The following is a 26,639-nucleotide window of genomic DNA, read 5'->3' on the forward strand; positions in this document are numbered from 1 at the left end:
GTCACGCCCTGTCCGAGACGCGTTCGCCGAGCAGGCCCTGTGGCCGCAGCAGCAGGACGAGGATGAGCAGGACGAAGGCCCAGACGGTGGACCAGGCCTGGCCGCCGAACTGCTGCATGCCGGGGATGTCGGCGATGTAGGCGGTGGCGAGGGCTTCGGCGAGGCCCAGGACGACTCCTCCGATCATGGCTCCGTAGATGTTGCCGATGCCGCCCAGGACGGCGGCGGTGAAGGCTTTGAGGCCGGCCTGGAAGCCCATGTCGTATTTGACGGTGCCGATCTTGAGTCCCCAGGCGACGCCGGCCACGGCCGCGAAGAGCCCGCCGATGGCGAACGCGATCATGATGATGCGATTGGTGTCGATGCCCATCAGCTTGGCGGTGTCCGGGTCCTGCGCGGTGGCCTGCATGGCGCGGCCGGTGCGGGAGAGGCGGACGAAGAAGGCCAGTGCGGCCATGCTCAGGGGCGCGGCGATGATCAGGAAGATGTCGCCGGTCTGGATGGTGATGGAGCCCAGGTGGTACGGCCCGCCCGGTATCTGGGGGAAGACCCGGTCGTTCTTGGCGTCGGGGTACCAGTTGAAGACGGCCTGCTGGAGGGCCAGGGAGAGGCCGATGGCGGTGATGAGGGGGGCCAGACGTGGTGCGCCGCGCAGCGGCCGGTAGGCGAAGCGTTCGGCTCCTACGGCGATGAGGATGGCGACCAGGGCGCCGCCCAGGAGCATGAGGGGCAGGGCTATCCCCATGGATATGCCGTCGGGCAGGGCGAGGTAGACCGTGAGCGCGCCGAAGCCGCCGGTCATGAAGATCTCGCCGTGGGCGAAGTTGATGAGCTGGACGATGCCGTACACCATTGTGTAGCCGATGGCGATCAGACCGTACAACGAACCGAGGAAGAGCCCGTTGGCCAGTTGTTGCGGCAGGGTGTGCACCGCACGGCCTCCATGTGGGTGGGTGCGAGTAGGGGACGCCGGGCCGCGCGGCGGCGTGGGTGGTGGCCGCGCGGCCCTGGAGCGGTGACGCGCGGGGTCAGCCGGCGTTGTAGGTGCCGGTCTTGATGGCGACCCACTTGCCGTTCTTGACCTGGTAGGCGGTCAGTTTCTTGTTGGTGGTGTCCCCGTACCGGTCGAACGAGACATGGCCGGCGATGCCTTCGAAGTCGCTCTTCTGTACGGCGGCGACCAGCTTGGCGCGGGCGTCGTCGGGGAGTTTGCCGTTGTTGGCGTCCATGACGGCCTTGACGGCCTTGATGATGGCGGTGGCCGCGTCGTAGGAGTAGCCGCCGTAGGTGGCGTAGTCGCCGGGGTACTTGGCGGACTTGTACTTCTCGATGAAGTCCTTGGCGGCGGGGAGGGTGTCGACGGGGACGCCGACGGAGGTGGCGAGGTCCCCTTCGGCGGCCTTGCCGGCGGTCTTGATGTAGGTCGGGGTGAACATGCCGTCGCCGCCGAACAGCGGGATGTTCGCGCCGGTTCCCTTGAGCTGCTTGGTGATGATCTGCGACTCGTCGTACTGGCCGCCGTAGTAGAGGAGGTCGGCCCCGGAGTTCTTGACCTTGGTGACGAGGGTGGAGAAGTCCTTGTCACCGGTGTTGACGTGGTCCTCGCCGACTATCTTGCCGCCGTTCTTGACGAAGTTCTGCTTGAAGATGGTGGCCAGCCCCGCGCCGTAGGCCTGCTTGTCGTCGACGACGAAGAGCTTCTTCTTCTTGAGTGTCCTGGTGGCGTACTCGGCCGCGAATCCGCCCTGGACGGCGTCGGTGGTGGCGGTGCGGAAGTACGTCTTGTACGCGCGCACCTTCTTGCCGGTGGTCCACTCCTTGCCCTGGGTCAGGGCGGGGTTGGTGTTGGAGGGGGAGATCTCCACCAGGTTGGCGGTGGCGAAGACCTGCTGCATCGACTGGGCCACGCCGGAGTTCAGGGGGCCGACGACGCCGAGGACCTTGTCGTCGCCGACCAGGGCGGTGGCGTTCTGCTGGCCGGTGGCGGGCAGCGCCTTGTCGTCCAGCGCCTTGACCTTGAAGGTGACGCCGGGGACGGTGTTGTTCTTGTTGGCGTCGTCCACGGCGATTTGGACGCCGTACTGGAGCCCCAGGCCGGTGGCGGAGTTCTGGCCGGTGAGCGGGGCGTCGACGCCGATGACGACGGTCTTCTTCTCGCCGCCGCCGTCGTTCTTCCCGTTGTTGTCGCGGGAGCCGCACGCGGAGAGTGTGAGGGCGCCTGCGGTGACCGCGGTGGTGAGTATGAGCAAGGAACGGTGACGCACGATCAGTCCTTTCCCTGGCGCGGCCACTGCTGGCGCAGGGCCGTTACGCGCGCCGGGCTGTACATGTGGTACAGGAGCCGTGCCCGCAGCGCGCCCGGCGGCGCGGTGACTGGCGGTGACTCTAGAGGTGTGCCGCACCCACCGGCAGAGTCGCTGGCCAGGATGTGACGCTCTTGTTATGACCCGCGATGAGCGTTTCGCCCTTTCGGTCATTACCGCCGGGCCCGAACGCGAGGCGGAGGGTGAACTCGCACTTCTGGCACGGGTTTTGGGGCGACGGAGCCGGAGGGTGTCCGCATATCGGAGGGGGTGGGCGGGGTGCTCCGGTGACGGGCGGTGGGTGAGGGGCTCAAGAGGCGCGGCGACCGGCGCGTTCATCACGCAGCGTCATGACGGTACGCGGACGGCCCCGGGCCGGAGCGGAGTCCGGACGGGGCCGTCGGGGTGTCGTTCAGATGCGGGGGCGGTGGGCCGGCGCACCCCGCAGGAACGTTCAGGCGCTGGGGGCGGGCGTCTCGCCGTCACGGATCATGCACGTCAGACGGGCGCTGCACACCCGCCGGTCCTGCTCGTCGGTGATGACGATCTCGTACGTGGCCGTGGAGCGCCCGCGGTGGACGGGGGTGGCGACGCCGGTGACCAGGCCGGAGCGCACCCCGCGGTGGTGGGTGCAGTTCAGGTCCACGCCGACGGCCAGCCTGCCGGGACCGCCGTGCAGCATCGCGCCGACCGAGCCGAGGGTCTCGGCGAGCACCGCGGAGGCGCCGCCGTGCAGCAGCCCGTACGGCTGGGTGTTGCCCTCCACCGGCATCGTCCCCACCACGCGGTCGGGCGAGGCTTCCACGACCTGCACGCTCATGCGCGTACCGAGATGCCCGGCGGAAAACAGCGAGGGCAGGTCCAGGCCGAGCCCGGCCCACTGGTCGATGATCTCCTGCGGAAACGTGGTCGCGCTCTGTTCACCCATGTCCTGCGGCTCCGTTCGCTGGCCGTGGACCGTCACCGGTACTGGCGGTGCGGCCGTGATGGTTCGGTCGTGGTGGTGCGGTCGTGGTGGTGCGGTCCTGATGGTTCGGTCCTGATGGTGGAGATGGTGGTGTTCCTATCAGGCGCCTGAGCAAGCGCTCGGTCCGGGGCGGATATTCCGGCCCGCCCGGCGGTTTCGATAGGCGGCGCAGGCACCGGGCGCGGGCACGCCGGGGCGCGCGCCGGTGCGGGGCGTCCCGCCGGTCCGTGGGGCCCCGCCGGCCCGCCGCCTACGGCTGCCGTTCCACCCTGATCACCACGGACTTCGACGCCGGGGTGTTGCTGGTGTCGGCGGTGTGGTCCAGCGGCACCAGGACGTTGGTCTCCGGGTAGTACGCCGCCGCGCAGCCGCGCGCCGTCGGGTAGTGGACGACCCGGAACCCGGGGGCGCGCCGCTCGGCGCCGTCCCGCCACTCGCCGACCAGGTCGGCGTAGCAGCCGTCGGGCAGGTCCAGGGCGCGGGCGTCCTCGGGGTGGACCAGCACCACCCGGCGGCCGTTCTTGATGCCGCGGTAGCGGTCGTCGAGCCCGTAGATCGTGGTGTTGTACTGGTCGTGGGAGCGCAGCGTCTGGAGCAGCAGCCGCCCCTCGGGCACCTGCGGGTACTCCACGGGGGCGGCGGTGAAGTTGGCCTTCCCGGTGGCGGTGGGGAAGCGCCGGTCATCGCGCGGGGCGTGCGGGAGCGCGAATCCGCCGGGGCGGGCGACCTTGGCGTTGAAGTCCTCGAACCCCGGGATCACGTTGGCGATCCGGTCCCGGATGGTGGCGTAGTCGCGGGCGAACTCCTCCCAGGGCGTAGAGCTGCCGGCGCCCAGGACCCGGCGGGCCAGCTTGGCGACGATGGCCGGCTCGGACAGCAGATGGGGGCTCGCGGGCGCCAGCCGTCCGCGCGAGGCGTGCACCATGCCCATGGAGTCCTCGACGGTCACGAACTGCTCGCCGCTTTCCTGGACGTCACGCTCGGTGCGGCCCAGGGTCGGCAGGATCAGGGCGCGGGCGCCGGTGACCACGTGCGAGCGGTTGAGCTTGGTGGAGACGTGGACGGTCAGGCGGGCGCGGCGTATCGCGGCCTCGGTGACGTCGGTGTCGGGGGTGGCGGAGACGAAGTTGCCGCCCATCGCGAAGAAGACCTTGGCCTGTCCGTCACGCAGCGCCCGGATGGCCCGTACGACGTCCAGGCCGTGTTCGCGCGGCGCCGTGATGCCGAACTCCTTCTCCAGGGCGTCCAGGAAGGCGGGGGCGGGGCGCTCGAAGATGCCCATGGTGCGGTCGCCCTGCACGTTGCTGTGGCCGCGTACGGGGCACACGCCGGCGCCGGGGCGGCCGATGTTGCCGCGCAGCAGCAGGAAGTTGACGACTTCCTGGATGGTGGGGACGGAGTGCTTGTGCTGGGTCAGGCCCATCGCCCAGCACACGATCGTACGGCGGGAGGCCAGGACCATCTCGAAGGCGCGCTCGATCTCCTGGCGGGTCAGGCCCGTGGCGCGCAGGGTCTCCTCCCAGTCGCCGCCGGCGCGGGCGGTGTCGGCGAACTCCTGGAAGCCGTGGGTGTGCTCGCGGATGAACTCCTCATCCAGGGCGCCTTCGGTGTCCAGCAGGAGCTTGTTCAGGGCGCGGAAGAGGGCCTGGTCGCCGCCGATGCGTACCTGGAGGAAGAGGTCGGTCAGGGGGGTGCCGCCGCCGGCCAGGCCGCGCGGGGTCTGCGGGTTCTTGAACCGCTCCAGGCCGGCCTCGGGCAGCGGATTGACGGAGATGATCTTCGCGCCGCCCGCCTTGGCCTTCTCCAGGGCCGTCAGCATACGGGGGTGGTTCGTGCCGGGGTTCTGGCCGGCCACGATGATCAGATCGGCCTTGTAGAGGTCCTCCAGCAGGACGCTGCCCTTGCCGACGCCCAGGGTGCTGGTGAGCGCGGACCCCGAGGACTCGTGGCACATGTTCGAGCAGTCGGGCAGGTTGTTCGTACCGAATTCGCGGGCGAAGAGCTGGTAGAGGAAGGCCGCCTCGTTGCTCGTACGGCCCGAGGTGTAGAAGACCGCCTCGTCGGGGGAGGCCAGCGCCGTCAGCTCCTCGGCGACGATGTCCAGGGCCCGCTCCCAGGACACCGGGGCGTAGTGGTCGGCGCCCTCGGCCAGATACATGGGCTCGGTCAGCCGGCCCTGCTGGCCGAGCCAGTAACCGCTGCGGCCGGCCAGCGCCGTCACGGAGTGCGCGGCGAAGAACTCGGGGGTGACGCGGCGCAGCGTCGCCTCCTCGGCCACGGCCTTGGCGCCGTTCTCGCAGAACTCGGCGGTGTGCCGGTGCTCGGGTTCGGGCCAGGCGCAGCCGGGACAGTCGAAGCCGTCCTTCTGGTTGACCCGCAGCAGGGTCAGCGCGGTACGGCGCACGCCCATCTGCTGCTGCGAGACGCGCAGCGCGTGGGTGATGGCGGGCAGGCCGACGGCACTGTGCTGGGGTCCGCTGACCTCGGGCGCGTCCTGGACCGGGTCCGAGGCGGGCGGCTTGGCTGCCATGGCGCTCTCCCTTGAGCCGTGAGCTGTGCCGTCTCCGCCGCCGCGCGGCGGAGCGGTGCCGTACATCCCCGATCCTGTCACGGACCACCGACAGCGGCGCCGGGCGGTGGACGAACGCACGCCGGGCGGTGGGCGGCCGTGTGCCCGGCGGTGGCCGACCGCCTGCCCGGCGGTGGGCGACGGCCCCCCCGTGGCGGGTGACGGAGGTGGCGCGCGGCCGTCGCGGCGGGGATTGTCAGTGGGGCGTGGCAGGATCGGGGGCGTGGCAGCAAAGGCAGCGAAGAAGAGCGAAGCGACCGGCACGGAAGCGGCGGCGGGCGGACGTCCCCGGCTGCTCCTGATGGACGGGCACTCCATGGCGTACCGGGCGTTCTTCGCCCTGCCCGCGGAGAATTTCACCACCGCCGGCGGACAACCGACCAACGCGATCTACGGCTTCGCGTCGATGCTCGCGAACACCCTGCGTGACGAGGCGCCCACCCACTTCGCGGTGGCCTTCGACGTGTCCCGCAAGACCTGGCGCTCCGAGGAGTTCCCGGACTACAAGGCGACGCGTTCCAAGACCCCGGACGAGTTCAAGGGCCAGGTCGAGCTGATCGGCGAGATGCTGGACGCGATGCACGTCAAGCGCTTCGCCGTCGAGGGCTACGAGGCCGACGACGTGATCGCCACGCTCACCACCCAGGCCACCGCGCAGGGCTTCGAGGTGTCGATCGTCACCGGCGACCGTGACTCCTTCCAGCTCGTCACCGACGACGTCACGGTCCTGTACCCGACCAAGGGCGTCTCGGAGCTGACCCGCTTCACCCCGGAGAAGGTGCAGGAGAAGTACGGCCTGACGCCCGCCCAGTACCCGGACTTCGCCGCGCTGCGCGGTGACCCGTCGGACAACCTCCCGGGCATCCCCGGCGTCGGGGAGAAGACGGCCGCGAAGTGGATCAACCAGTTCGGGTCGTTCGCGGAGCTGGTGGAGCGGGCCGAGGAGGTCAAGGGCAAGGCGGGCCAGAACTTCCGCGACCACCTGGAGGCGGTCAAGCTCAACCGCCGGCTCACGGAGATGGTGCGGGACGTCGAGCTGCCGTGCGGACCTCAGGAGCTGACGCGCGCCGCGTACGACCGTGGGGCGCTGACCGTCTTCCTGGAGGCGCTGGAGATCCGCAACCAGGGGCTGCGGGACCGGCTGCTGGCCGTGGACCCGGGCGCTGGGGAGGCCGACGGGCAGCCGGCGGCACCGGCCGCGGGCGTCGAGGTGGACGGCGCGGTGCTCGCCACCGGCGAGCTGGCCCCGTGGCTGACCGAGCACGGCTCCCGGCCGCTGGGCGTGGCCACCGTCGACTCCTGGACGCTGGGCAGCGGCAGCGTCGCCGAGGTGGCGCTCGCCACGGCCCAGGGGCCGGCGGTCTGGTTCGACCCCTCCGAGCTGGACGAACAGGACGAGAAGGCGTTCGCGGCGTGGAGCGCGGACCCGGCCCGGCCCAAGGTCATGCACAACGCCAAGGGATTGATGCGGGTCTTCGCCGAGCACGGCTGGGAGATCGACGGCGTCACCATGGACACCGCGCTGGCCGCCTACCTGGTCAAGCCGGGCCGCCGCTCCTTCGCCCTGGACGCCCTGTCGGTGGAGTACCTGGGGCGGGAGCTGGCGCCGGCCGCCGCGGGCAGCGGGCAGTTGGCCTTCGGCGCGGACGAGCAGGCCGAGGCGGACGCCCTGATGGCGCAGGCCCGTACGGTCCTGGACCTGGGCGGAGCCTTCGAGGCGAAGCTGGCCGAGGTCGGCGCGGCCGAGCTGCTGCGCGATGTGGAGCTGCCGACCAGCGCGCTGCTGGCCCGTATGGAGCGGGCCGGGATCGCCGCGGACCGCGGCTGGCTGGAGCGCATCGAGGCGCAGTTCGCGAGCGCGGTACAGCAGGCCGTCCAGGAGGCACACGCCGCGGCGGGCCACGAGTTCAACCTCGGCTCGCCCAAGCAGCTCCAGGAGGTGCTCTTCGGCGAACTGGGCCTGCCGAAGACCAAGAAGACCAAGACCGGTTACACCACGGACGCGGACGCCCTGGCATGGCTGGCGGCGCAGACCGAGAACGAACTCCCGGTGATCATGCTGCGGCACCGTGAGCAGTCCAAGCTGCGCACGACGGTCGAGGGCCTGATCAAGACGATCGCCGCGGACGGCCGTATCCACACCACCTTCAACCAGACGGTGGCCGCCACCGGCCGGCTCTCCTCCACCGACCCCAACCTGCAGAACATCCCGGTGCGCACGGACGAGGGCCGGGCGATCCGCCGCGGCTTCGTCGTCGGCGAGGGCTTCGAGACGCTGCTGACCGCCGACTACAGCCAGATCGAGCTGCGGGTGATGGCCCACCTCTCCGAGGACGAGGGGCTGATCGAGGCGTTCACCTCGGGCGAGGACCTGCACACCACCGTCGCCTCCCAGGTCTTCTCGGTCCCCAAGGACCAGGTCGACCCGGAGATGCGCCGCAAGATCAAGGCGATGTCCTACGGCCTGGCGTACGGCCTGTCGGCCTTCGGCCTCTCCCAGCAGCTCGGCATCCAGCCGGATGAGGCCCGCAGGCTGATGGACAACTTCTTCGAGCGCTTCGGCGGGGTGCGGGACTACCTCCAGCGCGTGGTGGACCAGGCGCGCGCCACCGGCTACACGGAGACGATCCTGGGCCGCCGCCGCTATCTGCCGGACCTCAACAGCGACAACCGCCAGCGTCGCGAGATGGCCGAGCGGATGGCGCTGAACGCCCCGATCCAGGGCACCGCCGCCGACATCGTCAAGATCGCGATGCTGCGGGTGGACGAGGCGCTGCGGGCGGCGAAGCTCAGCTCCCGGATGCTGCTCCAGGTGCACGACGAAATCGTGGTGGAGATCTGGCCCGGTGAGCGGGCGCAGGTCGAGGAGCTGGTGCGGTGCGAGATGGCGGGCGCGGTGGAGCTGCGTGCCCCGCTGGATGTGTCGGTGGGCTCCGGAAAGGACTGGGAGTCGGCGGCCCACTGAGGTGCCGGAGTCATGAGCCGGGCCGTATGTTCCCGGCGCAGGGGCGCGCCCGCTGGTCAGCGGGCGCGCCCCTCGTTTTTTGAGCTGGTGCTCAGCCGAGCCGCCTGGTCGACTCCTCCTGCCGCTGTGCCGCGTCCGTCATGAACCGCGCCACCGTGGCCAGTTGCCCGTCGTCGTAGTCCGCGCACAGTTCGCGCAGCGACCGTACGAAGTCTTCGAAGAGCGGCGCCACCCGTGCCGCCCATTCCCGGTTGAACTCGATCAGCACCTTCCGCCCGTCTTCGGGGTGCGCAACGCGCCGCGCCGCCTCCTTGCGCTCCAGGCGGCCGATCAGCGCGGTGACCGAGGCCGGGGTCAGCCCCGTGTGCCGGGCGAGGTCGCCGGCGGTCATCGGGCCTCGGCGGTCCAGGAGGTCCAGGGCCTTCTCCTCGGTGGCGCTCAGCCCCATACGCGCGGCCAGCGCGGTGTGGAAGAGCACGGCGGCGGTGGAGAGCTTGCGGCCGGCGAACAGGACCCCCTCCACCAGTTCCTCGCGGTTTGTCATGGCGGCAGCCTAGCGCTACTGTTTAGTTAGATAGATCTAAATAACTCTGTGTGATTGGTGGTTCCATGAAAGCCCTGATCATCGGTGGCGGTATCGCCGGCCCGGCCGCCGCCATGGCGCTCCAGCAGGCAGGCATCGACGCGACGGTCTATGAGGCCCGCCCCGGCGGCGCCGACGGCGTCGGCGTCTTCCTCACTCTCGGTTCCAACGGCATCGACGCCCTGCGCACCATCGGCGCCGACGCCTCCGCCACGGCCGCGGGCTTCCCGACCCCGGGGATCAACATGTTCAGCGCCACCGGCAAGCCCCTCGGGCAGGCCCGCACCAGTAGTCCGGACGACGGCGATCTCGTCAGCCACACCCTCAGGCGCGCCGACCTCTACCGCGCCGTACGCGACGAGGCGCTGGGCCGTGGCATCCGCATCGAACAGGGCAAGCGCCTGACCGGCGCCCAGGACACCGGTGACGGCGTCCGCGCCGTCTTCGCCGACGGCGGCGAGGCGTACGGCGATCTGCTCATCGGCTGCGACGGCCTGCGCTCCACCGTCCGTACGCTCATCGATCCCGCCGCCCCCGCCCCCTCCTACGCCGGTCTCATCGGCCTCGGCGGCTACACCCGCGGTGTGCCCGTCGACGTCGAACGCGGCAGCTACACCATGGTGTTCGGCAAGCATGCCTTTTTCGGCTACGCCCTGGCGCCCAGCGGCGAGGTGTGGTGGTTCGCCAACGTCCCACGCCGCGACGAGCCCGCCCGCGGCGAGGTCGAGGCGGCCGGCGCGGAGGAATGGCGCAGCCGGCTCCTGCGGCTCTTCGGCGACGACGCGGGGCCGGCGGTGGACCTCATAGGGACCAGCCATCAGATCATGCCGGCCGGCCCGATCCACGCCATGGCACACGTCCCCACCTGGCACTCCGGCCGGATGATCATCATCGGTGACGCCGCCCACGCCCCGTCCCCGACCTCGGGCCAGGGCGCCTCGCTCTCGATCGAGGACGGCGTGGAGCTCGCCAGGTGCCTGCGGGACCACTCCGCCATCGGCACGGCCTTCGCCGCGTACGAGGCGCTGCGGCGCCCGCGCGTCGAACGCATCGTCAAGCAGGCGGCCCGGCTCAACAGCAACAAGGCCGCCGGGCCCCTCGCCCGTGCCTTCCGGGACCTGCTGCTGCCCACGATCCTCAAGAAGACCGCGGGCAGCAAGCAGATGGGGGAAACGTACGGCCACCACATCGACTGGAACGCCCCGGTTCCGGCGGCCGGGTAGGTCCCGTCAGTTCGCCGGTCCGGTATGGCCCGGTGCCGTGGACTCCGTACGGTCCGGTGGCGTGGACTTTGTACGGTCCGCTGGCGCCGCCCCCGTACGGTCCGGTGCCGCGGACTCCGGTACGGGCCGGGACGGACGGGCGAGGAACCGTATCGTCACCGCGTACAGCAGGAGCCCCGGCGCCAGGCCCGCTCCCGCGCCGAACAGCACGGTCGGGATGTAGTCGAACCAGGTCGCCGCGGCACCGTACACGGCATGCGCCCGCAGCGTGCGGTGGACGGTGCCGGCCAGCACGCACAGCGCGAGCAGCGCCACGCCGAACAGCCGCCGGCCACCGGCCAGGCCCGGCAGTCCGGGGGGAACCGGGACGGGCGGCAGCCGCCGCAGCCCGGTCACCAGGAACCAGCCGATCGCCCCCAGAGCGAGCGCCGAACTGCCGTACTGGAGGAAGGTGTAGAGCGGAAAGCCCGCGACCACCCGGTCCAGGACGGGCAGCAGCCGCGTTCCCCAGCGGTCCGCATGGGTGAAGGCGTCCCACACGATGTGGGTCAGCGCTCCCAGGGCGGCCGAGACCGCGAACCAGGCGATGAGCGCGGCGGGCCGCCGGCCGCGCCAGGACCGGCCGCGCAGCAGCGCGTACCCCCTGCCCTGCCAGGACCGGGGCAGCAGCGCCAGTACGGGCTCGCGCAGCAGCAGCCAGCCGCCGACCAGGGCCGCGGTGATCAGCACGTCCCCGGAGAGCGCGCCGAGCGGGGAGTGGGTGACGTCCCCGAACAGCATGGCGCCCGGGATCAGGCTGTCCGCGAAGTACGTCGCGTCCGGCGCGAAGGAGCCCGCGACCAGCGCCGAGGCGATCAGTGGCCCGCGTGCTGCTCCCGTCCGGCGCACGGCGGGCAGAACGGCGGCAGCGTGGCTGAGTGTGAACGGCATGACCAACTTTCTGATCGATTCGGATCAGTATGTGGGTACAGGGAGCAGTGGATGCGCGCCGTGAGTTGTCGTAGTGTCACCTGAGTTGGAGCGCCGGGGAGCGCGGCACCGTCACGCCGGACGACGACGGGCGAGGGCGTGGACGGCCAACGACGTAGGCAGACGGACGACGACCACGACGACGACGGACGCGGTGGGTCGACGCGGAGGGGACGGCACGCATGGCAGCCACATTCAGGCGGCGGTTCCGCAGGGGAACGGCCTCGACAGCGGTGGCGGCACTCGCCCTCGCCGCGCTGACGGCCTCCCAGTCGCCGGGCGCCGCCAGCCCGGCGGGCTCGGGGGAGGAACCGTCGCCGCCTTCGGGCACGCCCATCGACGGCGGCTCGTCCTACTACACCGATCTGCCGCCCCGCAACGGTTCCGGGGCCCCGGGAGGCACCCACCGCCCCGGTGGCACCGCACATCCCGGCGGCACGCCCACCGCCACCGGCCCCGCGGAAGCGGGCATCCCCGCCACCGTCCTGGACGCCTACAAGAAGGCCCAGGCGCGGCTGGACGCCTCCGACCCGGGCTGCCGGCTTCCCTGGCAACTGCTCGCCGCGATCGGCAAGGTCGAGTCCGGGCAGGCCAACGGGGGCGCGGTGGACGCCCGGGGCACCACCCTGACCCCCATCCGCGGCCCACAGCTCAACGGCAACGGCTTCGCGCTGATCCCCGACACCGACCAGGGACGCCTCGACGGGGACACCACCCACGACCGTGCCGTGGGCCCGATGCAGTTCATCCCGTCCACCTGGAGCCAGGGCGGCCCGGACGGCAGCGGCTGGGGCGCCGACGGCAACGGCGACGGGAAGAAGGACCCCGACAACGTCTACGACGCGGCGCTGGCGGCCGGCCGCTACCTGTGCAACGGCGGCCGTGACCTGTCGACCGGGGCCGACCGGGACCGCGCGATCCTCGGCTACAACCACTCCCAGGACTACTTGAACCGGGTCCTGTCCTGGTTCACGTTCTACCGCAACGGCACCCACGAGGTGCCGGACGGAAAGGGCGTGCTGCCGGTCCACCGCGGCGGCGGGGGCAGGGGCCATGCCGCCGGACCGGGCGGCGGGCGCCACCTGGACCGTACGCGGAACTCCGGCGGCGGCCACTCCGCGCCCGGCGGCCAGACGCCTGGCGGGCACGGCAGGCCCACGCCCGCGCCGGGTACGAAGCCGCCGCACACCCCGGCGCCCCAGACTCCGTCCACGCCTCCCTCCAAGCCCCCGACGAAGCCTCCGACGACGCCGCCGACGAAGCCTCCGACGAAGCCTGCTCCCGCCCCGCTCACCGCCCTGGAGCGCCTGAGCGCCCCGGAGATGACGGCCACGGCGGGCACGGACTTCGCCGACCCCGTACGCGTACGGGCGAAGAACGCGGCAGGCAAGCCGGTCGCGGGCGTCCGGGTGCGGTACGAGATCGCGGGGCGGACCGAGGCGCGGTTCCCCAAGGGGGCGACCCACGTCACCGTCACCACCGGCGCCGACGGCACCGCCGCCGCCCCCACGATCAGCGCGGGCGGGCGGGCCGGTGACTTCACCGTCCGCGCCACGGCCGAGGGCCGCCAGGTGCCCGCCGCCGAGGTCCGCGCCACCGTCCGGGCCAAGCCCGTGCCCGTACCCACGCCCAAGGCCGACGCGCTCACCCGTACGTCCTCCGATGTGCTCACGGCCGAGGCCGGCGGCACCTTCGCGGCCGGCGCCGTCGAGATCAAGGCGACATACCACGGCAAGGCGGCAGCCGGGGTCGCGGTCACCGCGACCATGGTCACCGACGACCCGAAGAAGCCGACGGAGAACGACAAGGGCCCGTACTTCAAGGCAGCGGCCGAGGCCGGCGGCAAGGAGGGCGGCAAGGAGGACGGCAAGGACGGCGAAGCCGGTCACACCGCTCAGGCCGGTGCGGACCAGGCCGTACCGGTCCGCACCCTCACCCTGAAGACCGACGCCCACGGCCTGCTGAAGCTCCCGAAGATCTACACCGACCGCCACACGGGTACGTTCCTGCTCCGCCTGACCACCGCCGACGGTGCGGTGCTGACCGTCAAGCTCAACGTCACCGCACCGGCGTCCGCCTGATCCCTGCGTCCCGTACGGAATGGGGAGCACCGCCGCCCCGTACGCGATGCCGCCGCCCCGTACGGCATGCCGCCGCCCCGCTCGCAGCACGTCGCGAGCGGGGCGGCGGTGCGTGTGCGAGAAGCCCGGGCGTGCGCCGGACCAGGAAAGCGGCCGGGCCTGTTCTCTTCTCCGCCTCCCGTTGCTACGGTGCCTGCGCCCTGACGCCGTATCAGCTCACCGGGAGGCCGGGCATGCGCGCGCTCATAGCAGCCGCGGCCGGACTGGCCGCGGCCCTCGTCCTCGTCCTGGTCGTGACGGCGATCGGCGCGCCCGGCGGCCAGACGTCCCCCGGCCGCTGAGGACCACCGTCCCCGCGCACCCCTGAGAGGGAGGGAGGAGGGAGGTAGCCGTGCGCCGGAAAGCCAGCCTGGTGCTGCTCGCCCTCGCCGTCTTCTGCACCGCGCTCTCCCCGCTGCTGCGGTGGTACGCCTTCCCGCGGCTGGTCAAGATCCCGCCGAACCGGTACCAGGACATGGTCCTGGAGGCCAGGCCCGCCACCCTGATCGACTACCGCACGATGAAGGCCCGGCAGGTCCCGCGCGTCAGCGTCGTACAGACGCTGAAGGGCAACGTCGAGGAGTCGGAGCGGATCGAGAAGAGCGCCGGCCGCGACGTCGTCGTCTGGGACGCGCTGACCTATGTGGCCGGCCCCGACGGCAAGATGGTCTCCGAGATCCCCGAGCGCTACGTCTTTGACGCACACTCACAGGAGCCGGTGCACGCGACCGGCGAGACGGTCGACGGCGACCCCGTACGGCGTGAGGGCATCGAGTACAAGTGGCCCTTCCTGACCAAAAAGCGCGATTACGCCTATTTCGACGCCCAGACCCGTACGTCCGCGCCCATCCACTACAAGGGCACCCGTACGTTCCGGGGGCTGGAGGTCTACTACTTCGAGCAGACCATTCCCTGGACCAAGGTCCCGATTCCCAAGAAACTGCCGGTCAAAGGCATCACCCGGCAGTCCGTGGAGAAGGCGGGCACCTCACGCTGGTACACCACCAAGCGGATGTTCTGGGTGGAACCGGTCACCGGGGCGCCGGTCAACGGGCAGGAGATCCACAAGGAGGAACTGCGCGGCGGCGCCCTGCTTCCGGGAGGCGGCAAGGTCACCGCGTTCTCGGGCCATGTGAAGATGCGCGCCGACTACATCGACTCCACCGTCGAAATGGTCACCTCCCAGCGCCGGTTGGTGCTGCTGATCACCAGCTATCTGCCCTGGGGCCTGCTGGGCGCGGGGCTGACCCTGCTCGCCCTGAGCCTGCTGCTCGAAGCACGCGGCCGGCGTGCCGGTCCGCGCGGCGCGGCTGCCGCGCCCCCTCCGCGGAAGGCTTCCGGCCCCCGCCCGCTCAGTTCCTCATAGGGCGCGCCGCTCAGCCCCTCTTCAGACGCGCCGTCGTGTACCGGGTCGCCTCGGCCGTACTCGGGTCCTCGGGCCAGGGGTGCTTCGGGTACCGGCCGCGCAGCTCGGCCCGTACGGCCCGGTAACCGTCCCTCCAGAAGGAGGCGAGATCGGCCGTGACGGCGGCCGGGCGGCCCGCGGGGGACAGCAGATGGACCAGTACGGGCACCCGCCCGCCGGCCACCCGTGGAGACTCCCGCAGCCCGAACAGCTCCTGGAGCTTGACCGCCAGCACCGGCTGCTCGCCCTTGTAGTCGACCCGCACCCGCGATCCACTGGGCACCTCGATCCGCTCCGGCGCCAGCTCCTCCAGGCGCGACGCCTCGCCGGTCGCCCACGGCAGCAGCCGGGTCAGTGCCTGGCCCGCGTCCACCCGCTCCAGGTCGGCGCGCCGCCGGGCCCGCGACAGTTCGGTCTCCAGCCACTCGCCGGTCCGCGCGAGCAGGGCCGCGTCCGAGACGTCGGGCCACGGCTCGCCCAGTACCCGGTGCAGGAACGCCGTGCGCTGCCGCAGCGACCGCCCGGCGTCCGTCCACCGCAGCAGGCCCAGGCCCTCCCGGCGCAGCCCCTCCAGCAGCGCGTTCCGTACGAGGGCGGGGGCGGGGAGGACAGCGGCCGGGCCGTCAGCTCGATGGCGCCCAGTCTGCGTACGCTGCGGGCGACCACGTCCCCGTCCGCCCAGTGGACCTCCTCGCCCTCGGAATACAGCGCGCCGGCCGCCCTCCGCGCCGTCTCCTCGTCGATCACGGCCGCGAGCCGGATGCGCGCGGACGCCGCCGTGACGGGCCGGTCCGCGACCGCCACCGCCAGCCAGGGCGCGCCGCGCAGCCGTGAGCCGTCCCCGGATCCGGGCCGCGGGCTGGAGCTGCTGTGGCTGTTGTGGCTGTTGTGGCCGCGCTGGGGGCCGCTGCCGCCGCCGGCGCTGCCGTCCGCCGACTCGGCGCGGGTGCCGGAAGCCATCAGGTACGTTCCGGCGCCGCGCGCCCGGGCCACCCGCTCCGGGAACGCCAGCGCCGCCACCAGACCGGCCGCCGCGTCGTCACCGGCCGAGTTCCCTTCCCTCAAGAAGGTCTTTTCCCCCGAGGACATTTCCTCCGAGGTGCTTTCCTCCAAGGTCTTTTCCTCCGGGGACCTTTCCTCCGAGACCTCTTCCGCGGCCTCGCGCCCCGAAGGCTCCTCCCTCGCGGCCCGCCCCGCCGTCTCGACCGCCGACGTCAGCCGGCGGGCTTCCTGGCGCCAGCGCGCGGCGTACGCGTCCCCGCCCCGCCGGGCCGTCCGCCACGCCGCCGCCAGGTCGTCCCCGTACGCCCGCGGCGGCTCCTCGCTCAGCAGCGCCACCACCTCGGCCGCGCGCCGCGCACCGACCTCGGCCGCGCCGTCCAGCAGCGCACGCGCCAGCCGGGGGTGCAGTCCGAGCCGCGCCATCCGTACGCCACGGTCCGTCGCCCGGCCGTCCGCGTCCACCGCGCCGATCGCCGTCAGCACCTCGCGCGCCGCGGCCATCGCACCGCCCGGCGGGGCGTCCAGCAGCGCCAGCCCGCCCGCGTCCGGATCGCCCCAGCACGACGCCTGGAGCGCGAAGGCCGTCAGATCCGCGACCTTGATCTCGGGGGAGGGAAAGCGCGGCAGCCGCCCGTCCTCGGCCTGCGACCAGCAGCGGTAGACGGTGCCCGGCGCCTCGCGCCCGGCCCGTCCCGCCCGCTGCCGGGCCGCCGCCTTCGACGCCCGCACAGTCGTCAGCGCGCTCAGACCCCGGGCGTGATCCGTACGGGGCTCGCGCGCCAGCCCGCAGTCCACGACGATCCGCACCCCCGGCACCGTCAGGCTCGATTCGGCGACCGAGGTGGCCAGCACCACCCGCCGCCGGCCGTCCCCGCCCGCCAGCACCGCGTCCTGTACGGCGGCGGGCGCCCGCCCGTGCACCTGCAACACCTCGGCACCGGCCACGTCACCCAGGTGCCCGGCCACCCGCGCGATCTCGCCGACGCCGGGCAGGAAGCAGAGCACGTCCCCCTCCCGCTCCCGCAGGGCGCGGCGTACCACCGAAGCGACGTGGGAGAGCAGCGCGGGATCGACCCGCATGCCGTGTGCGGGGCGCACCGGGCGCTCCGGCGGCGCCCACACGACCTCCACGGGATGCGACACCCCGTGCGCCTCGACCACCGGGGCCGCCATGCCACCTGCGCCGCCCGGTCCGCTGATGCCGTCTGGCCCGTTTGTGCCGCCCGGTCCGCTCATGTCACCCGACCCGGGTGCATCGTCCGACCCGCCCGTTGCGTTCGCACCGCCTCGACCGCCGAGCAGCGCGGCCCAGCCCTCGGCGTCGGTCGTCGCCGAGGCCGCCAGCAGTTGCAGCTCCGGCCGCAGCGTCTCCCGTACGTCCAGCAGGAAGGCCGCGGCCGTGTCGGCGTCCAGGTGCCGCTCATGGCACTCGTCGAGAACCACGGCATCGACCCCGGGCAGCTCCGGGTCGCGTTGCAGCCGTTGCAGCAGCACACCGGTGGTGACGACCTCCACGGCGGTACGCGGACCCACCACGCGCTCGCCGCGCACGGTGAAACCGACCCGCTCGCCGACGTTCTCGCCCAGCAGCCAGGCCATCCGGCGGGCGGCGGCGCGGGCGGCGATCCGCCGGGGTTCGGCGACGATCACACGGCGTACGGCCACCGGGCCCGCCGCCGTACCTCCCGTGGCACCCGTGTCCGCCGCCGCACCCGTCAAACCAGCCAGGGCCAGCGGCACCAGCGTGGTCTTCCCGGTGCCCGGCGGGGCGCACAGGACCGCGGTCCCGCGCTCCTGAAGCGCCCGTGCCAGCGCGGGCAGGGCGGTCCGTACGGGCAGTCGGCCGAGAACGTCGTGGCGGATCACGCCCCCAGTCTCCTGGACACCGGCATCCGCCCGCCCGCCGCCCCATAGGGCGACCGGGATGCCCGAGGCAGCGTCTCAGATGCCCGAGGCAGCGTCTCAGGCGCTCAGTCTCAGACCGCCTCGCAAACAAAGATCGCCGTGCCCGGGATCAGATTCCCCCGCAGCGGCGACCAGCCGCCCCACTCCTGGCTGTTCCACTCCGGCCACTCCGGCTCGACGAGGTCGATCAGCCGGAAGCCTCCCTCGACCACGTCCCGGACCCGGTCGCCCAGCGTCCGGTGGTGCTCGACATACACCGCCCGTCCCGATGCGTCCTGTTCCACGTACGGCGTACGGTCGAAGTAGGAGGCCGCCACCGACAGCCCCTCGGGGCCCGGCTCGTCGGGAAACGCCCAGCGGATGGGGTGGGTGACCGAGAAGACCCAGCGACCGCCGGGCCGCAGCACCCGCCGCACCTCGCGCATCACCCGTACCGGATCGGCGACGAACGGGATCGCACCGTACGCCGAGCAGGCCAGGTCGAAAGAGGCGTCCCGGAACGGCAGCACGCCCGCGTCCGCCTCCACCAGCTCGACGTCCGGTGGCGGCGCGCCGTCCGGGGTGTCCGAGGCGTACGCGGCGCCCGTGAGCCCCGAGACACCTGAGAGGTCCGAGCCGTCGGCGAGGTTCGCGCCGATACGCAGCGCGTGCTGCAACTGGCGGTGGGAGAGGTCCAGCGCCACGGGGCGCGCGCCCTGCGCCGCGAGCCAGCGCGAGCACTGTGCCGCGCCGGCGCCGATCTCCAGGACGCGCCGGCCCTTCAGCTCGGCCGCCGGGCCGAGCAGCCCGGCCTCCGCCTCGTCCAGGCCCTCCGGCCCCCAGATGAAACGGTCGTCCCCGAGAAACGCCCCGTGCTCGTTCTGGTACTCGTCCGCGTTACGGTCCCACCAGCCGCGACTGGCCCGGCTGCTTTCCGTGTCCGAGGCGCCACGCCGGGTCGCCTGCGGCTCGTGGTCTTGGATCATCGTCCTCGTCGTCGTACTCTTCGCTGGAGCTTGTGGCTGACAGGACAGTGTGACAGCGCAGCCGTTCTGGCCTCGCGGAACCTCGCATGTGCCGGTTATGAGGCGATCCGCCCCGGGTGTGGCCTTCGCGCATTGACCGTGTCCGGCTGCCCCCGTATGCTACAAGTTGCGCTGCGGGCCTGCGCGCCTCAGACGGAGCAGGTCGCGCTCGCATCTGTATGTATGTCCCCTCGGTTTTTGAGGCGACTCCGGGATCCTTCGGTACGCGGAAGGATCCGGGAAGCACGCCTCTGACGCTGTCCGGCTTATGCAGAGGCGATACCGGCTCTCGGCGTAGCAGTACCTACGACTTCAATGTCCGCACCGGAGCCCTTTCCCACATGACGAGCAGCACCGAGACCACCGCCACCACCCCGCAGGTTGCGGTCAACGACATCGGTAACGAGGAAGCTTTCCTCGCCGCGATCGACGAGACGATCAAGTACTTCAACGACGGCGACATCGTCGACGGCGTCATCGTGAAGGTCGACCGGGACGAGGTCCTGCTCGACATCGGTTACAAGACCGAAGGCGTGATCCCCAGCCGCGAGCTGTCGATCAAGCACGACGTCGACCCCAACGAGGTCGTCGCCGTCGGTGACGAGATCGAGGCCCTGGTTCTCCAGAAGGAGGACAAGGAAGGCCGCCTCATCCTGTCCAAGAAGCGCGCTCAGTACGAGCGTGCCTGGGGCACGATCGAGAAGATCAAGGAAGAGGACGGGATCGTCACCGGTACCGTCATCGAGGTCGTCAAGGGTGGTCTCATCCTCGACATCGGCCTCCGTGGCTTCCTCCCGGCCTCCCTGGTCGAGATGCGCCGCGTCCGCGACCTCCAGCCCTACGTGGGCAAGGAGCTCGAGGCCAAGATCATCGAGCTGGACAAGAACCGCAACAACGTGGTCCTGTCCCGCCGTGCCTGGCTGGAGCAGACCCAGAGCGAGGTCCGCCAGACCTTCCTCACCACCCTCCAGAAGGGCCAGGTGCGCTCCGGCGTCGTCTCCTCCATCGTCAACTTCGGTGCCTTCGTGGACCTGGGTGGCGTGGACGGCCTGGTGCACGTCTCCGAGCTGTCCTGGAAGCACATCGACCACCCCTCCGAGGTTGTCGAGGTCGGTCAGGAGGTCACGGTCGAGGTCCTGGACGTCGACATGGACCGCGAGCGCGTCTCCCTGTCGCTCAAGGCGACCCAGGAAGACCCGTGGCAGCAGTTCGCCCGGACCCACCAGATCGGTCAGGTCGTCCCGGGTAAGGTCACCAAGCTCGTTCCGTTCGGTGCGTTCGTGCGCGTCGACGAGGGCATCGAGGGCCTGGTCCACATCTCCGAGCTGGCCGAGCGCCACGTGGAGATCCCGGAGCAGGTCGTCCAGGTCAACGACGAGATCTTCGTCAAGGTCATCGACATCGACCTGGAGCGTCGCCGGATCTCGCTGTCCCTGAAGCAGGCCAACGAGTCCTTCGGTGCCGACCCGACGGCGGTCGAGTTCGACCCGACCCTGTACGGCATGGCCGCGTCCTACGACGACCAGGGCAACTACATCTACCCCGAGGGCTTCGACCCGGAGACCAACGACTGGCTGCCGGGCTACGAGGCCCAGCGCGAGGCGTGGGAGACCCAGTACGCCGAGGCGCAGCAGCGCTTCGAGCAGCACCAGGCCCAGGTCATCAAGTCCCGCGAGGCGGACGAGCAGGCTGCGGCCGAGGGCGCGGCGGCTCCGGCCGCGGGCGGCTCCGGCAACGCCGGCGGCAACGTCTCCGGTGGCTCGTACTCCTCGGAGTCGGCGGACAACTCCGGCGCCCTGGCGTCGGACGAGGCCCTGGCCGCGCTCCGCGAGAAGCTGGCCGGCGGCCAGAGCTGAATCTCCTCAGCTCGTGCCGGGAGTGATTCCGGCCGCTAGGCGGTAGCCGATACGACGATGGCCCGTCCCCCGAGTGGGGGCGGGCCATCGTCGTATTTTCCACAGCGCGGTCGGTGGGCCCGGACGACCGCAGGTACTCACGGGTACTCACGGGTTCTGGTTCTGGCCCTGGCAGTGTTCCTGGCCCTGGTCCTGGCCCTGACCCCGGTCAAGACAAGCCGCTTCGGGGGACGTTCAGCAGACGGCGCCCCGAGCGGCGTACGCTCCCCGGCTCCTACCGCTGCCTCCGCCCCGTCCCACTGCCTCCGGCTCGTACCACTGCCTCCGGCTCATACCCCCGCTCCTCCCTCGTGGATCAATGGTTGACGACGGGAATGACCGGCGGACGCGCGGCGTTCTTGGGGACGGATACGAGGAGGAGCGGTCACTGTGTTGGATCCCCAGGGTTTGTACGAATGGGAGCCGAGCGGGCTCGCGGAGGCCGAGGCGATCACCGCCGGCGACTCCGCGGGGCTGGTGCTGCTGTATCACTTCGACGGCTACATCGACGCGGGCGAGACCGGCGACCAGATCGTCGAACGCCTGCTGGACGGTCTCACACACCGGGTCGTCGCCCGTTTCGACCACGACCGGCTCGTGGACTACCGCGCGCGCCGGCCGCTGCTGACTTTCAAGAACCACCGCTGGACCGCGTACGAGACCCCGGGCATCGAACTGCGCCTGGTCCAGGACACCACCGGCGCGCCGTTCCTGCTGCTGTCCGGCCCCGAGCCGGACGTGGAGTGGGAGCGCTTCGCCGTCGCCGTACGGCAGATGGTCGAGCGGTTGGGCGTACGGCTGTCGGTGAACTTCCACGGGATTCCGATGGGCGTCCCGCACACCCGTCCCGTAGGGATCACCCCGCACGGCAACCGCACCGACCTGATGCCCGGTCACGGCAGCTTCTTCGACGAGGCGCAGGTCCCGGGGAGCGCGGAGGCGCTGATCGAGTACCGGCTCGCGGAGGCGGGACACGATGTACTGGGGGTGGCCGCGCATGTGCCGCACTACGTCGCCCGGTCCCCGTACCCGGACGCGGCGCTGACGGTGCTGGAGGCGGTGACGGCGGCCACCGGGCTCGTTCTGCCGGCCGCCGCGCACTCCCTGCGTACGGAAGCGCTGCGTACGCAGGAGGAGATCGAGCGGCAGATCTCCGAGGGGGACGAGGAACTGGTCGCGCTGGTCAGCGGGCTGGAGCATCAGTACGACGCGGTGGCGGGCGCGGAGAGCCGCGGAAACCTCGTCGCCGAGCCGGTGGAACTGCCGTCGGCGGACGAGATCGGCCGGGAATTCGAACGCTTCCTGGCGGAGCGCGAGGGCGAGAGCGGCAGCTCTTGATCCACTGCCCGACTGCCGAACCTCCTCTTGGGTGGAGGACCGTATAGCGTGGACCCATGGTGAAGGTGGGGCTTACGGGCGGAATCGGCGCGGGCAAGAGCGAGGTGTCCCGGCTGCTGTCGTCGTACGGTGCGGTGATCGTCGACGCCGACAAGATCGCGCGTGAGGTGGTGGAGCCGGGAACACCGGGACTGGCGGCCGTCGTCGCCGAGTTCGGTACGGACGTCCTGACGGCGGACGGTTCCCTGGACCGGCCGAAGCTGGGCGCCATCGTCTTCGGGGACCCGCGCAGACTCCAGGCGCTCAACGCGATCGTGCATCCGCTGGTCGGCGCCCGCTCGGCGGAGCTGGAGGCGGCGGCCGGGCCGGACGCGGTGGTGGTGCACGACGTACCGCTGCTGACGGAGAACGGCCTGGCCCGGCTGTACGACCTGGTGGTGGTCGTCGATGCCGCACCGCAGACGCAACTGGACCGTTTGGTACGGCTGCGCGGGATGACGGAGGACGAGGCCAGGGCCCGTATGAAGGCCCAGGCGACCCGCGAACAGCGCCGCGCGATCGCCGACCTGGTGATCGACAACGACGGCCCGCTGGAATCCCTGGAGCCCCAAGTGCGCGCCGTGTGGGAGCAGTTGCGCAACCGCTGACGTACGCCGAATTTCCTGTGAACCGGCCGACGTACGAGCCGTTGGCGGGGGAGCGGGACAGGCGGGCGCCGTTGGCCGGGTATCGCGGAAATCCGGAACGGTAGTCTCCCGCCGTGCACCCGCATCACCGCGTACCCACACGGCCTCACAACCCTCACCGAACCGGCACGTGATGCACCGCCTCCCGCCACGGGTGCGGGGAATGCGAACGAAGAGACAGTTGTTGTCTTCCACATAACGCCCGAAGAACGGGCGCAGCCAGGCGTGCCCGTAAAGCGTGTGCCTGGAGAGGAGGAGACCGTGTCCGAGCGCAGCCCCGAGACACACGTCATCGACTTCCGTGCGGCGGAACAGTTGCTGGCCGCCCGTGACCCGCGCGGCGCCGTACGCCTTCTGGACAAGGTCATCGCCGCACACCCCGAGAACACCGCGGCCCGCCTCCTGCGCGCCCGGGCCTTCTTCCTCGCCGCCCAACTACGCGCGGCGGAACTGGAGTTCCAGATCGTCCTGGAGCGCGAGCCGGACAACGCCTTCGCCTACTTCGCCCTCGGGCGCACCCTGGAACGCGCCGGCCGCCCCGAAGAAGCCCGACGCAACTTCCGGCTCGCCGCAGCACTCGACCCGCGCCCCGAATTCATCCAGGCCGCCTGCTTCACCCCCACCGAACCCCCCACCCTCGAATAACCTCATCCCATCCGGCCCCGCCCGGCCCCGGCCCCCGCACCCCCAGCGTTCTCAGCCCACCCCCGCTCGAACGCCCGCCCCCGCCACTTCCCAGCCCCCGAGAACAAGCAACCCTCGCCCCACACCACCCTCCCCAACGCGGCTTGGCCGGCTCTCTCGCCCACCGACAGGCACACAACACCCACCGCCCTCAGCCCAAAGCCCTCCGCGCGTCAACCGGCCCCTCCCGCCCCACCCCAAACCCACCCCAACGAACCCACCTCAGCCCCAACGCCCCACTAAAACCCCTCCACCTCCCACCCACGGCCCGCCTCCACCCGAGACCTGCCCCACAAACGTCACTTCTTCCCCTTCTCTCTTCCCCCCCAGGGGCCCGCCCCCCACCCACCCCTCCACCACCACCCCAACGCGCCCACATCCCAAGCAGAACGCTCGGCACGCTCCCACCGGCCGCTCCCACGCGCCCTTCCGTCGGCCGGGCCGCGCCGCACCGGCCGCACCGCACCGGCCGCACCGCACCGGCCGCGCCGCACCGGCCGCGCCGCACCGGCCGCGCCGCGCGCCACGCGCCCACGCGCCCACGCGCCCACGCGCCCACGCGCCCACGCGCCCACGCGCCCACGCGCCCACGCGCCCACGCGCCCACGTTTCAGGCTGTGCTTACCACTATCTGCGGCGGTTTTTGCCGTCTTCTTCCTTCGGGGCGTGGGCGGGTTCGTACGGTGGGACGTCCCGCCCCGGCTGGTAGTGCGGCCCCTGGCGGATGTGGCGTATCACGATGACCAAGTCGACAGCCGCCACCACAGCCACCAGCGCACACGCCGCGGCCCATCCGGGGCGCCCGGCCACCGAGAAGGCCGCCGCTCCGGCCGCGGCCCACACCAGTCCCCACAGTGCCAGCACGCGCCGCATTCTCAGCGGGCTGCGCGCCTGCAACGGCTCGTTCCCCGTACGCATCGCAACGCATCTCCTCCTCTCCAGGGTCCTCCCTGTCGGCGAACTCGTCATCTGCTCCTTCCGGCCGCAGGCCGCCGACCCTGGTGGGCCTGGTCGTCCTGGTGAGATCGGTGGGCCCGGTGGGTCCGGTGCCGTGTCTGCAATCCGGCCGGCGGGCGTCGCCGACGCTGGTTGCGTGTCCGTGGCCGGGGCTTGTCGGTGCTGTCTGCCATGGCTCGTGGGAGAGCTCGGGGACTGGTGCCGTACACCCCGCCTTTCAGCACGCTGACGGCGTCCCGGAAGCCTTGATCGCCTCCTTCGCCCTTGGCGTTCTTGGTGGTGCGCCGGGCCGGGCGGCGCCGCCTGCTCTGGGGTCTCCGGCCGGGTGGCTGTTGATCCACGACAGTCCACCGACGTCGAGCCGCAGACGGGCCCGGGTCACCGCCACGTAGGCGAGGCGCGCCTCGTCGGGATCGATGGGGCCGGGAAGCGGTTGTCCGTCCTCGCCCACTTCGTCCAGGTCATCGGGCGCGGTGAAGTCCTCCGCGATACGTACGGTGGGCCACTCCCGCCCCTTGGCACGGTGTGCCGTCGAGACCGTCACCTCCGCCGCCCCCTCGTCGACCAGCTTGCCCAGGGCCTCCAGAACGGCCTCCGTGCCGTGGTCATCCACCAGTTGCACCAAGGGCAGCAGATCGCGTCCGGACGGGTCTCGCTCCGCGTACTCCCGCAGTTCCTCCCAGGAGTCGAAGAGCAACAGCTCGGGGTGGGACGTCCGACAGCCTGACCGCAGGTCGTGTGCGGCCCGCGCAAGCGCGCCCAGCGTCCCGCCGCCGCCTACCAGGGCCACCCGGCGGCCCTTCTCCAGCAGCCTTATGACCTCCACCATCGCGCCGGCGTTCGATCGGCACACCACCGCGTCCGCGTCCGGCGTGGCGCCCACCTCGGTCGTCAGCAGCGGTGAGCCGTTGAGGCGGATCGGGGCGTCGATGACCGACAGCCAGCGGTTGGCCTCCTCGGCCAGTGCCGGGCCGAAGCGGAAGGACTGGGAGAGGCTGAGCTGTCTGCCGTCGAACCCCGTCATGACATCGCGCGCTCCCCGCCACCCGTAGATGGCTTGCGCCGAGTCGCCGACCAGGACGAGCTGTGCGTGTCCGCGCTGTGCGACGAAGACCTGCTCCACCACCGGGTTGGTGTCCTGCGCCTCGTCCAGGAGCAGGAAGTCCGCCGCGATGACCGGCTTGTCCAGCGCCCACATCTTCAGATAGTGGTCGTGCTCGAAGCGGACCACTCCCTGCTCCGTGCGCCGCAGGTCCGCCCACGCCTTGTGCGCGTACGGCAGTACGAGCTGGGCCAACTGCGCGTGCGAGGCGTCCGACTCGGCGCCGCGCAGCCGCGGTACGTGCTGGGCCGTGATGCTCTCGTCCGCGGACTGGCAGAACCGGGTCACCGTGCGCAGCGCGGTGAAGGACAGAGCCCTGCTGGTCACCTTGCGCGCCCCGATGCGCACGCTCATCCCGGCGTCGATGCCGAGCGCCTCGCCGGTCTTCCAGCCCGCCCGCCGAGGGGCGCTCAGGCGGTGCCGGTACCGCTTTCCCACGGCCGCGTACGCGAGGGCGTGTGCGGTGCCGCACGCCACTTGAGGTGGGAAACGCCGGGCGGCGTCACGCGCGATCGTTCTGTTGAAGGCGAGATATCGGCCGTGGCGCATCTCCTCGGGCGGATCCGGGGGAGGGGGCTGGCCCTGCTGCCCGTACGGCGGCTGCCCATGCCCGCGTTCCGGTCTCCGGGGTCGTGTGCAGTGGGCGAGCATGGACAGTGTCGTGGTTTTGCCCGTGCCGGCGCCGGCCTGGATGACGAGGTGGTCACCCGCCCGGAATGCTTCCGTGGCGGCGATCTGCTCGGCGGTCGGAACCTTCGGGGCGTGGGAGGTGCCGGGGGCGGGGTGAGTGATTGTCGCGGACATGAGCTGCTCCTTGCCGGGTGCTGTCGCTGTCACGCTGCGTGACGAGTGGCTTCACGCTAGCCCTTTCCGCGGAATCTGTCCGCCTGCCTCCGCGGCCTGTGGATAACTTTCGCCGAGGCCCGCCGCGCACCGGCCGAAGGGCGTTGTCAGTGCCGTCT

Annotated in this window: 19 protein-coding genes and 1 pseudogene; 9 read left to right on the forward strand and 11 right to left on the reverse strand. The window is 71.5% G+C overall.

Features of this window, described 5'->3' with window-relative positions; genetic code table 11:
- Nucleotide 1 precedes the first annotated feature (1 nt).
- The 4 genes from KGS77_RS28110 to KGS77_RS28125 all read right to left on the reverse strand — a co-directional run bounded on the left by KGS77_RS28110 (nt 2) and on the right by KGS77_RS28125 (nt 5,800).
- On the reverse strand, nt 2-931 hold the full coding sequence (locus KGS77_RS28110) for a branched-chain amino acid ABC transporter permease (protein ID WP_242585952.1): 930 nt from the start codon (nt 929-931) through the stop codon (nt 2-4).
- A 97-nt stretch (nt 932-1,028) separates the two neighbouring features.
- Nucleotides 1,029-2,264 carry a branched-chain amino acid ABC transporter substrate-binding protein gene (locus tag KGS77_RS28115; RefSeq protein ID WP_242585953.1) on the reverse strand — a complete coding sequence of 412 codons (1,236 nt, stop codon included), beginning with the start codon at nt 2,262-2,264 and terminating at the stop codon, nt 1,029-1,031.
- Nucleotides 2,265-2,757: 493 nt separating this feature from the next.
- Complete coding sequence (locus tag KGS77_RS28120) at nt 2,758-3,231, reverse strand: hotdog fold thioesterase (protein WP_242585954.1); 474 nt, start codon at nt 3,229-3,231, stop codon at nt 2,758-2,760.
- Between the two features lie 289 nt (nt 3,232-3,520).
- Nucleotides 3,521-5,800, reverse strand: a complete 2,280-nt coding sequence (locus tag KGS77_RS28125; RefSeq protein ID WP_242585955.1) for an FdhF/YdeP family oxidoreductase — start codon at nt 5,798-5,800, stop codon at nt 3,521-3,523.
- A 262-nt stretch (nt 5,801-6,062) separates the two neighbouring features.
- Between KGS77_RS28125 and polA the strand changes: the two genes are divergently transcribed.
- The gene (gene polA / locus KGS77_RS28130; RefSeq protein WP_242585956.1) at nt 6,063-8,804 is read left to right on the forward strand and encodes a DNA polymerase I; all 2,742 of its coding nucleotides are present in this window, start codon (nt 6,063-6,065) and stop codon (nt 8,802-8,804) included.
- A gap of 91 nt (nt 8,805-8,895) precedes the next feature.
- Here polA and KGS77_RS28135 read toward each other — a convergent pair whose 3' ends face one another.
- A complete protein-coding gene (locus KGS77_RS28135) occupies nt 8,896-9,348 on the reverse strand; it encodes a MarR family transcriptional regulator (protein WP_242585957.1) in 453 nt (150 codons plus the stop codon).
- A 65-nt stretch (nt 9,349-9,413) separates the two neighbouring features.
- Between KGS77_RS28135 and KGS77_RS28140 the strand changes: the two genes are divergently transcribed.
- Nucleotides 9,414-10,610: an FAD-dependent monooxygenase gene (locus tag KGS77_RS28140; protein ID WP_242585958.1), complete on the forward strand. Its 1,197-nt coding sequence runs from the start codon at nt 9,414-9,416 to the stop codon at nt 10,608-10,610.
- A 6-nt stretch (nt 10,611-10,616) separates the two neighbouring features.
- On the opposite strand, the gene KGS77_RS28145 is transcribed toward KGS77_RS28140, so the two are convergent.
- Nucleotides 10,617-11,540 (reverse strand): DUF4184 family protein, encoded by a 924-nt coding sequence (locus KGS77_RS28145; RefSeq protein WP_242585959.1) that lies wholly within the window; start codon nt 11,538-11,540, stop codon nt 10,617-10,619.
- Between the two features lie 221 nt (nt 11,541-11,761).
- On the opposite strand from KGS77_RS28145, the gene KGS77_RS28150 reads away from it, so the two are divergent.
- The 3 genes and pseudogenes from KGS77_RS28150 (at nt 11,762) to KGS77_RS28160 (ending at nt 15,065) form a co-directional block, all read left to right on the forward strand.
- On the forward strand, nt 11,762-13,660 hold the full coding sequence (locus KGS77_RS28150; protein WP_242585960.1) for a lytic transglycosylase: 1,899 nt from the start codon (nt 11,762-11,764) through the stop codon (nt 13,658-13,660).
- Nucleotides 13,661-13,893: 233 nt separating this feature from the next.
- Nucleotides 13,894-14,027: pseudogene (locus KGS77_RS28155) on the forward strand (SPW_0924 family protein).
- A gap of 24 nt (nt 14,028-14,051) precedes the next feature.
- On the forward strand, nt 14,052-15,065 hold the full coding sequence (locus KGS77_RS28160) for a DUF3068 domain-containing protein (protein ID WP_242585962.1): 1,014 nt from the start codon (nt 14,052-14,054) through the stop codon (nt 15,063-15,065).
- Between the two features lie 10 nt (nt 15,066-15,075).
- Here KGS77_RS28160 and KGS77_RS28165 read toward each other — a convergent pair whose 3' ends face one another.
- The 3 genes from KGS77_RS28165 to KGS77_RS28175 all read right to left on the reverse strand — a co-directional run bounded on the left by KGS77_RS28165 (nt 15,076) and on the right by KGS77_RS28175 (nt 18,976).
- The gene (locus KGS77_RS28165; RefSeq protein WP_242585963.1) at nt 15,076-15,477 is read right to left on the reverse strand and encodes an ATP-dependent helicase C-terminal domain-containing protein; all 402 of its coding nucleotides are present in this window, start codon (nt 15,475-15,477) and stop codon (nt 15,076-15,078) included.
- Nucleotides 15,456-17,945, reverse strand: coding sequence for a helicase-related protein (locus KGS77_RS28170; RefSeq protein ID WP_242587736.1), 2,490 nt, complete (start codon nt 17,943-17,945; stop codon nt 15,456-15,458). The genes KGS77_RS28165 and KGS77_RS28170 overlap by 22 nt, the downstream gene beginning before the upstream one ends.
- A 137-nt stretch (nt 17,946-18,082) precedes the next feature.
- Entirely contained in the window at nt 18,083-18,976 is an 894-nt protein-coding gene (locus KGS77_RS28175) for a class I SAM-dependent methyltransferase (RefSeq protein WP_242585964.1), read from the reverse strand.
- Nucleotides 18,977-19,356: 380 nt separating this feature from the next.
- On the opposite strand from KGS77_RS28175, the gene rpsA reads away from it, so the two are divergent.
- The 4 genes from rpsA to KGS77_RS28195 all read left to right on the forward strand — a co-directional run bounded on the left by rpsA (nt 19,357) and on the right by KGS77_RS28195 (nt 23,579).
- The gene (gene rpsA, locus KGS77_RS28180) at nt 19,357-20,871 is read left to right on the forward strand and encodes a 30S ribosomal protein S1 (protein WP_242585965.1); all 1,515 of its coding nucleotides are present in this window, start codon (nt 19,357-19,359) and stop codon (nt 20,869-20,871) included.
- Between the two features lie 429 nt (nt 20,872-21,300).
- Complete coding sequence (locus KGS77_RS28185; protein ID WP_242585966.1) at nt 21,301-22,248, forward strand: PAC2 family protein; 948 nt, start codon at nt 21,301-21,303, stop codon at nt 22,246-22,248.
- Nucleotides 22,249-22,304: 56 nt separating this feature from the next.
- Nucleotides 22,305-22,895, forward strand: a complete 591-nt coding sequence (gene coaE / locus KGS77_RS28190) for a dephospho-CoA kinase (RefSeq protein WP_242585967.1) — start codon at nt 22,305-22,307, stop codon at nt 22,893-22,895.
- Between the two features lie 300 nt (nt 22,896-23,195).
- Nucleotides 23,196-23,579, forward strand: coding sequence for a tetratricopeptide repeat protein (locus KGS77_RS28195; RefSeq protein ID WP_242585968.1), 384 nt, complete (start codon nt 23,196-23,198; stop codon nt 23,577-23,579).
- Nucleotides 23,580-24,245: 666 nt separating this feature from the next.
- Here the strand turns inward: KGS77_RS28195 and KGS77_RS28200 are convergent.
- Nucleotides 24,246-24,536: a DUF6343 family protein gene (locus tag KGS77_RS28200; RefSeq protein WP_242585969.1), complete on the reverse strand. Its 291-nt coding sequence runs from the start codon at nt 24,534-24,536 to the stop codon at nt 24,246-24,248.
- A gap of 256 nt (nt 24,537-24,792) precedes the next feature.
- The gene (locus KGS77_RS28205; RefSeq protein WP_242585970.1) at nt 24,793-26,481 is read right to left on the reverse strand and encodes a UvrD-helicase domain-containing protein; all 1,689 of its coding nucleotides are present in this window, start codon (nt 26,479-26,481) and stop codon (nt 24,793-24,795) included.
- Between the last annotated feature and the right edge of the window lie 158 nt (nt 26,482-26,639).

Origin of the sequence: Streptomyces sp. MST-110588, assembly GCF_022695595.1 — a bacterium.
Taxonomy (GTDB): Bacteria; Actinomycetota; Actinomycetes; order Streptomycetales; family Streptomycetaceae; genus Streptomyces.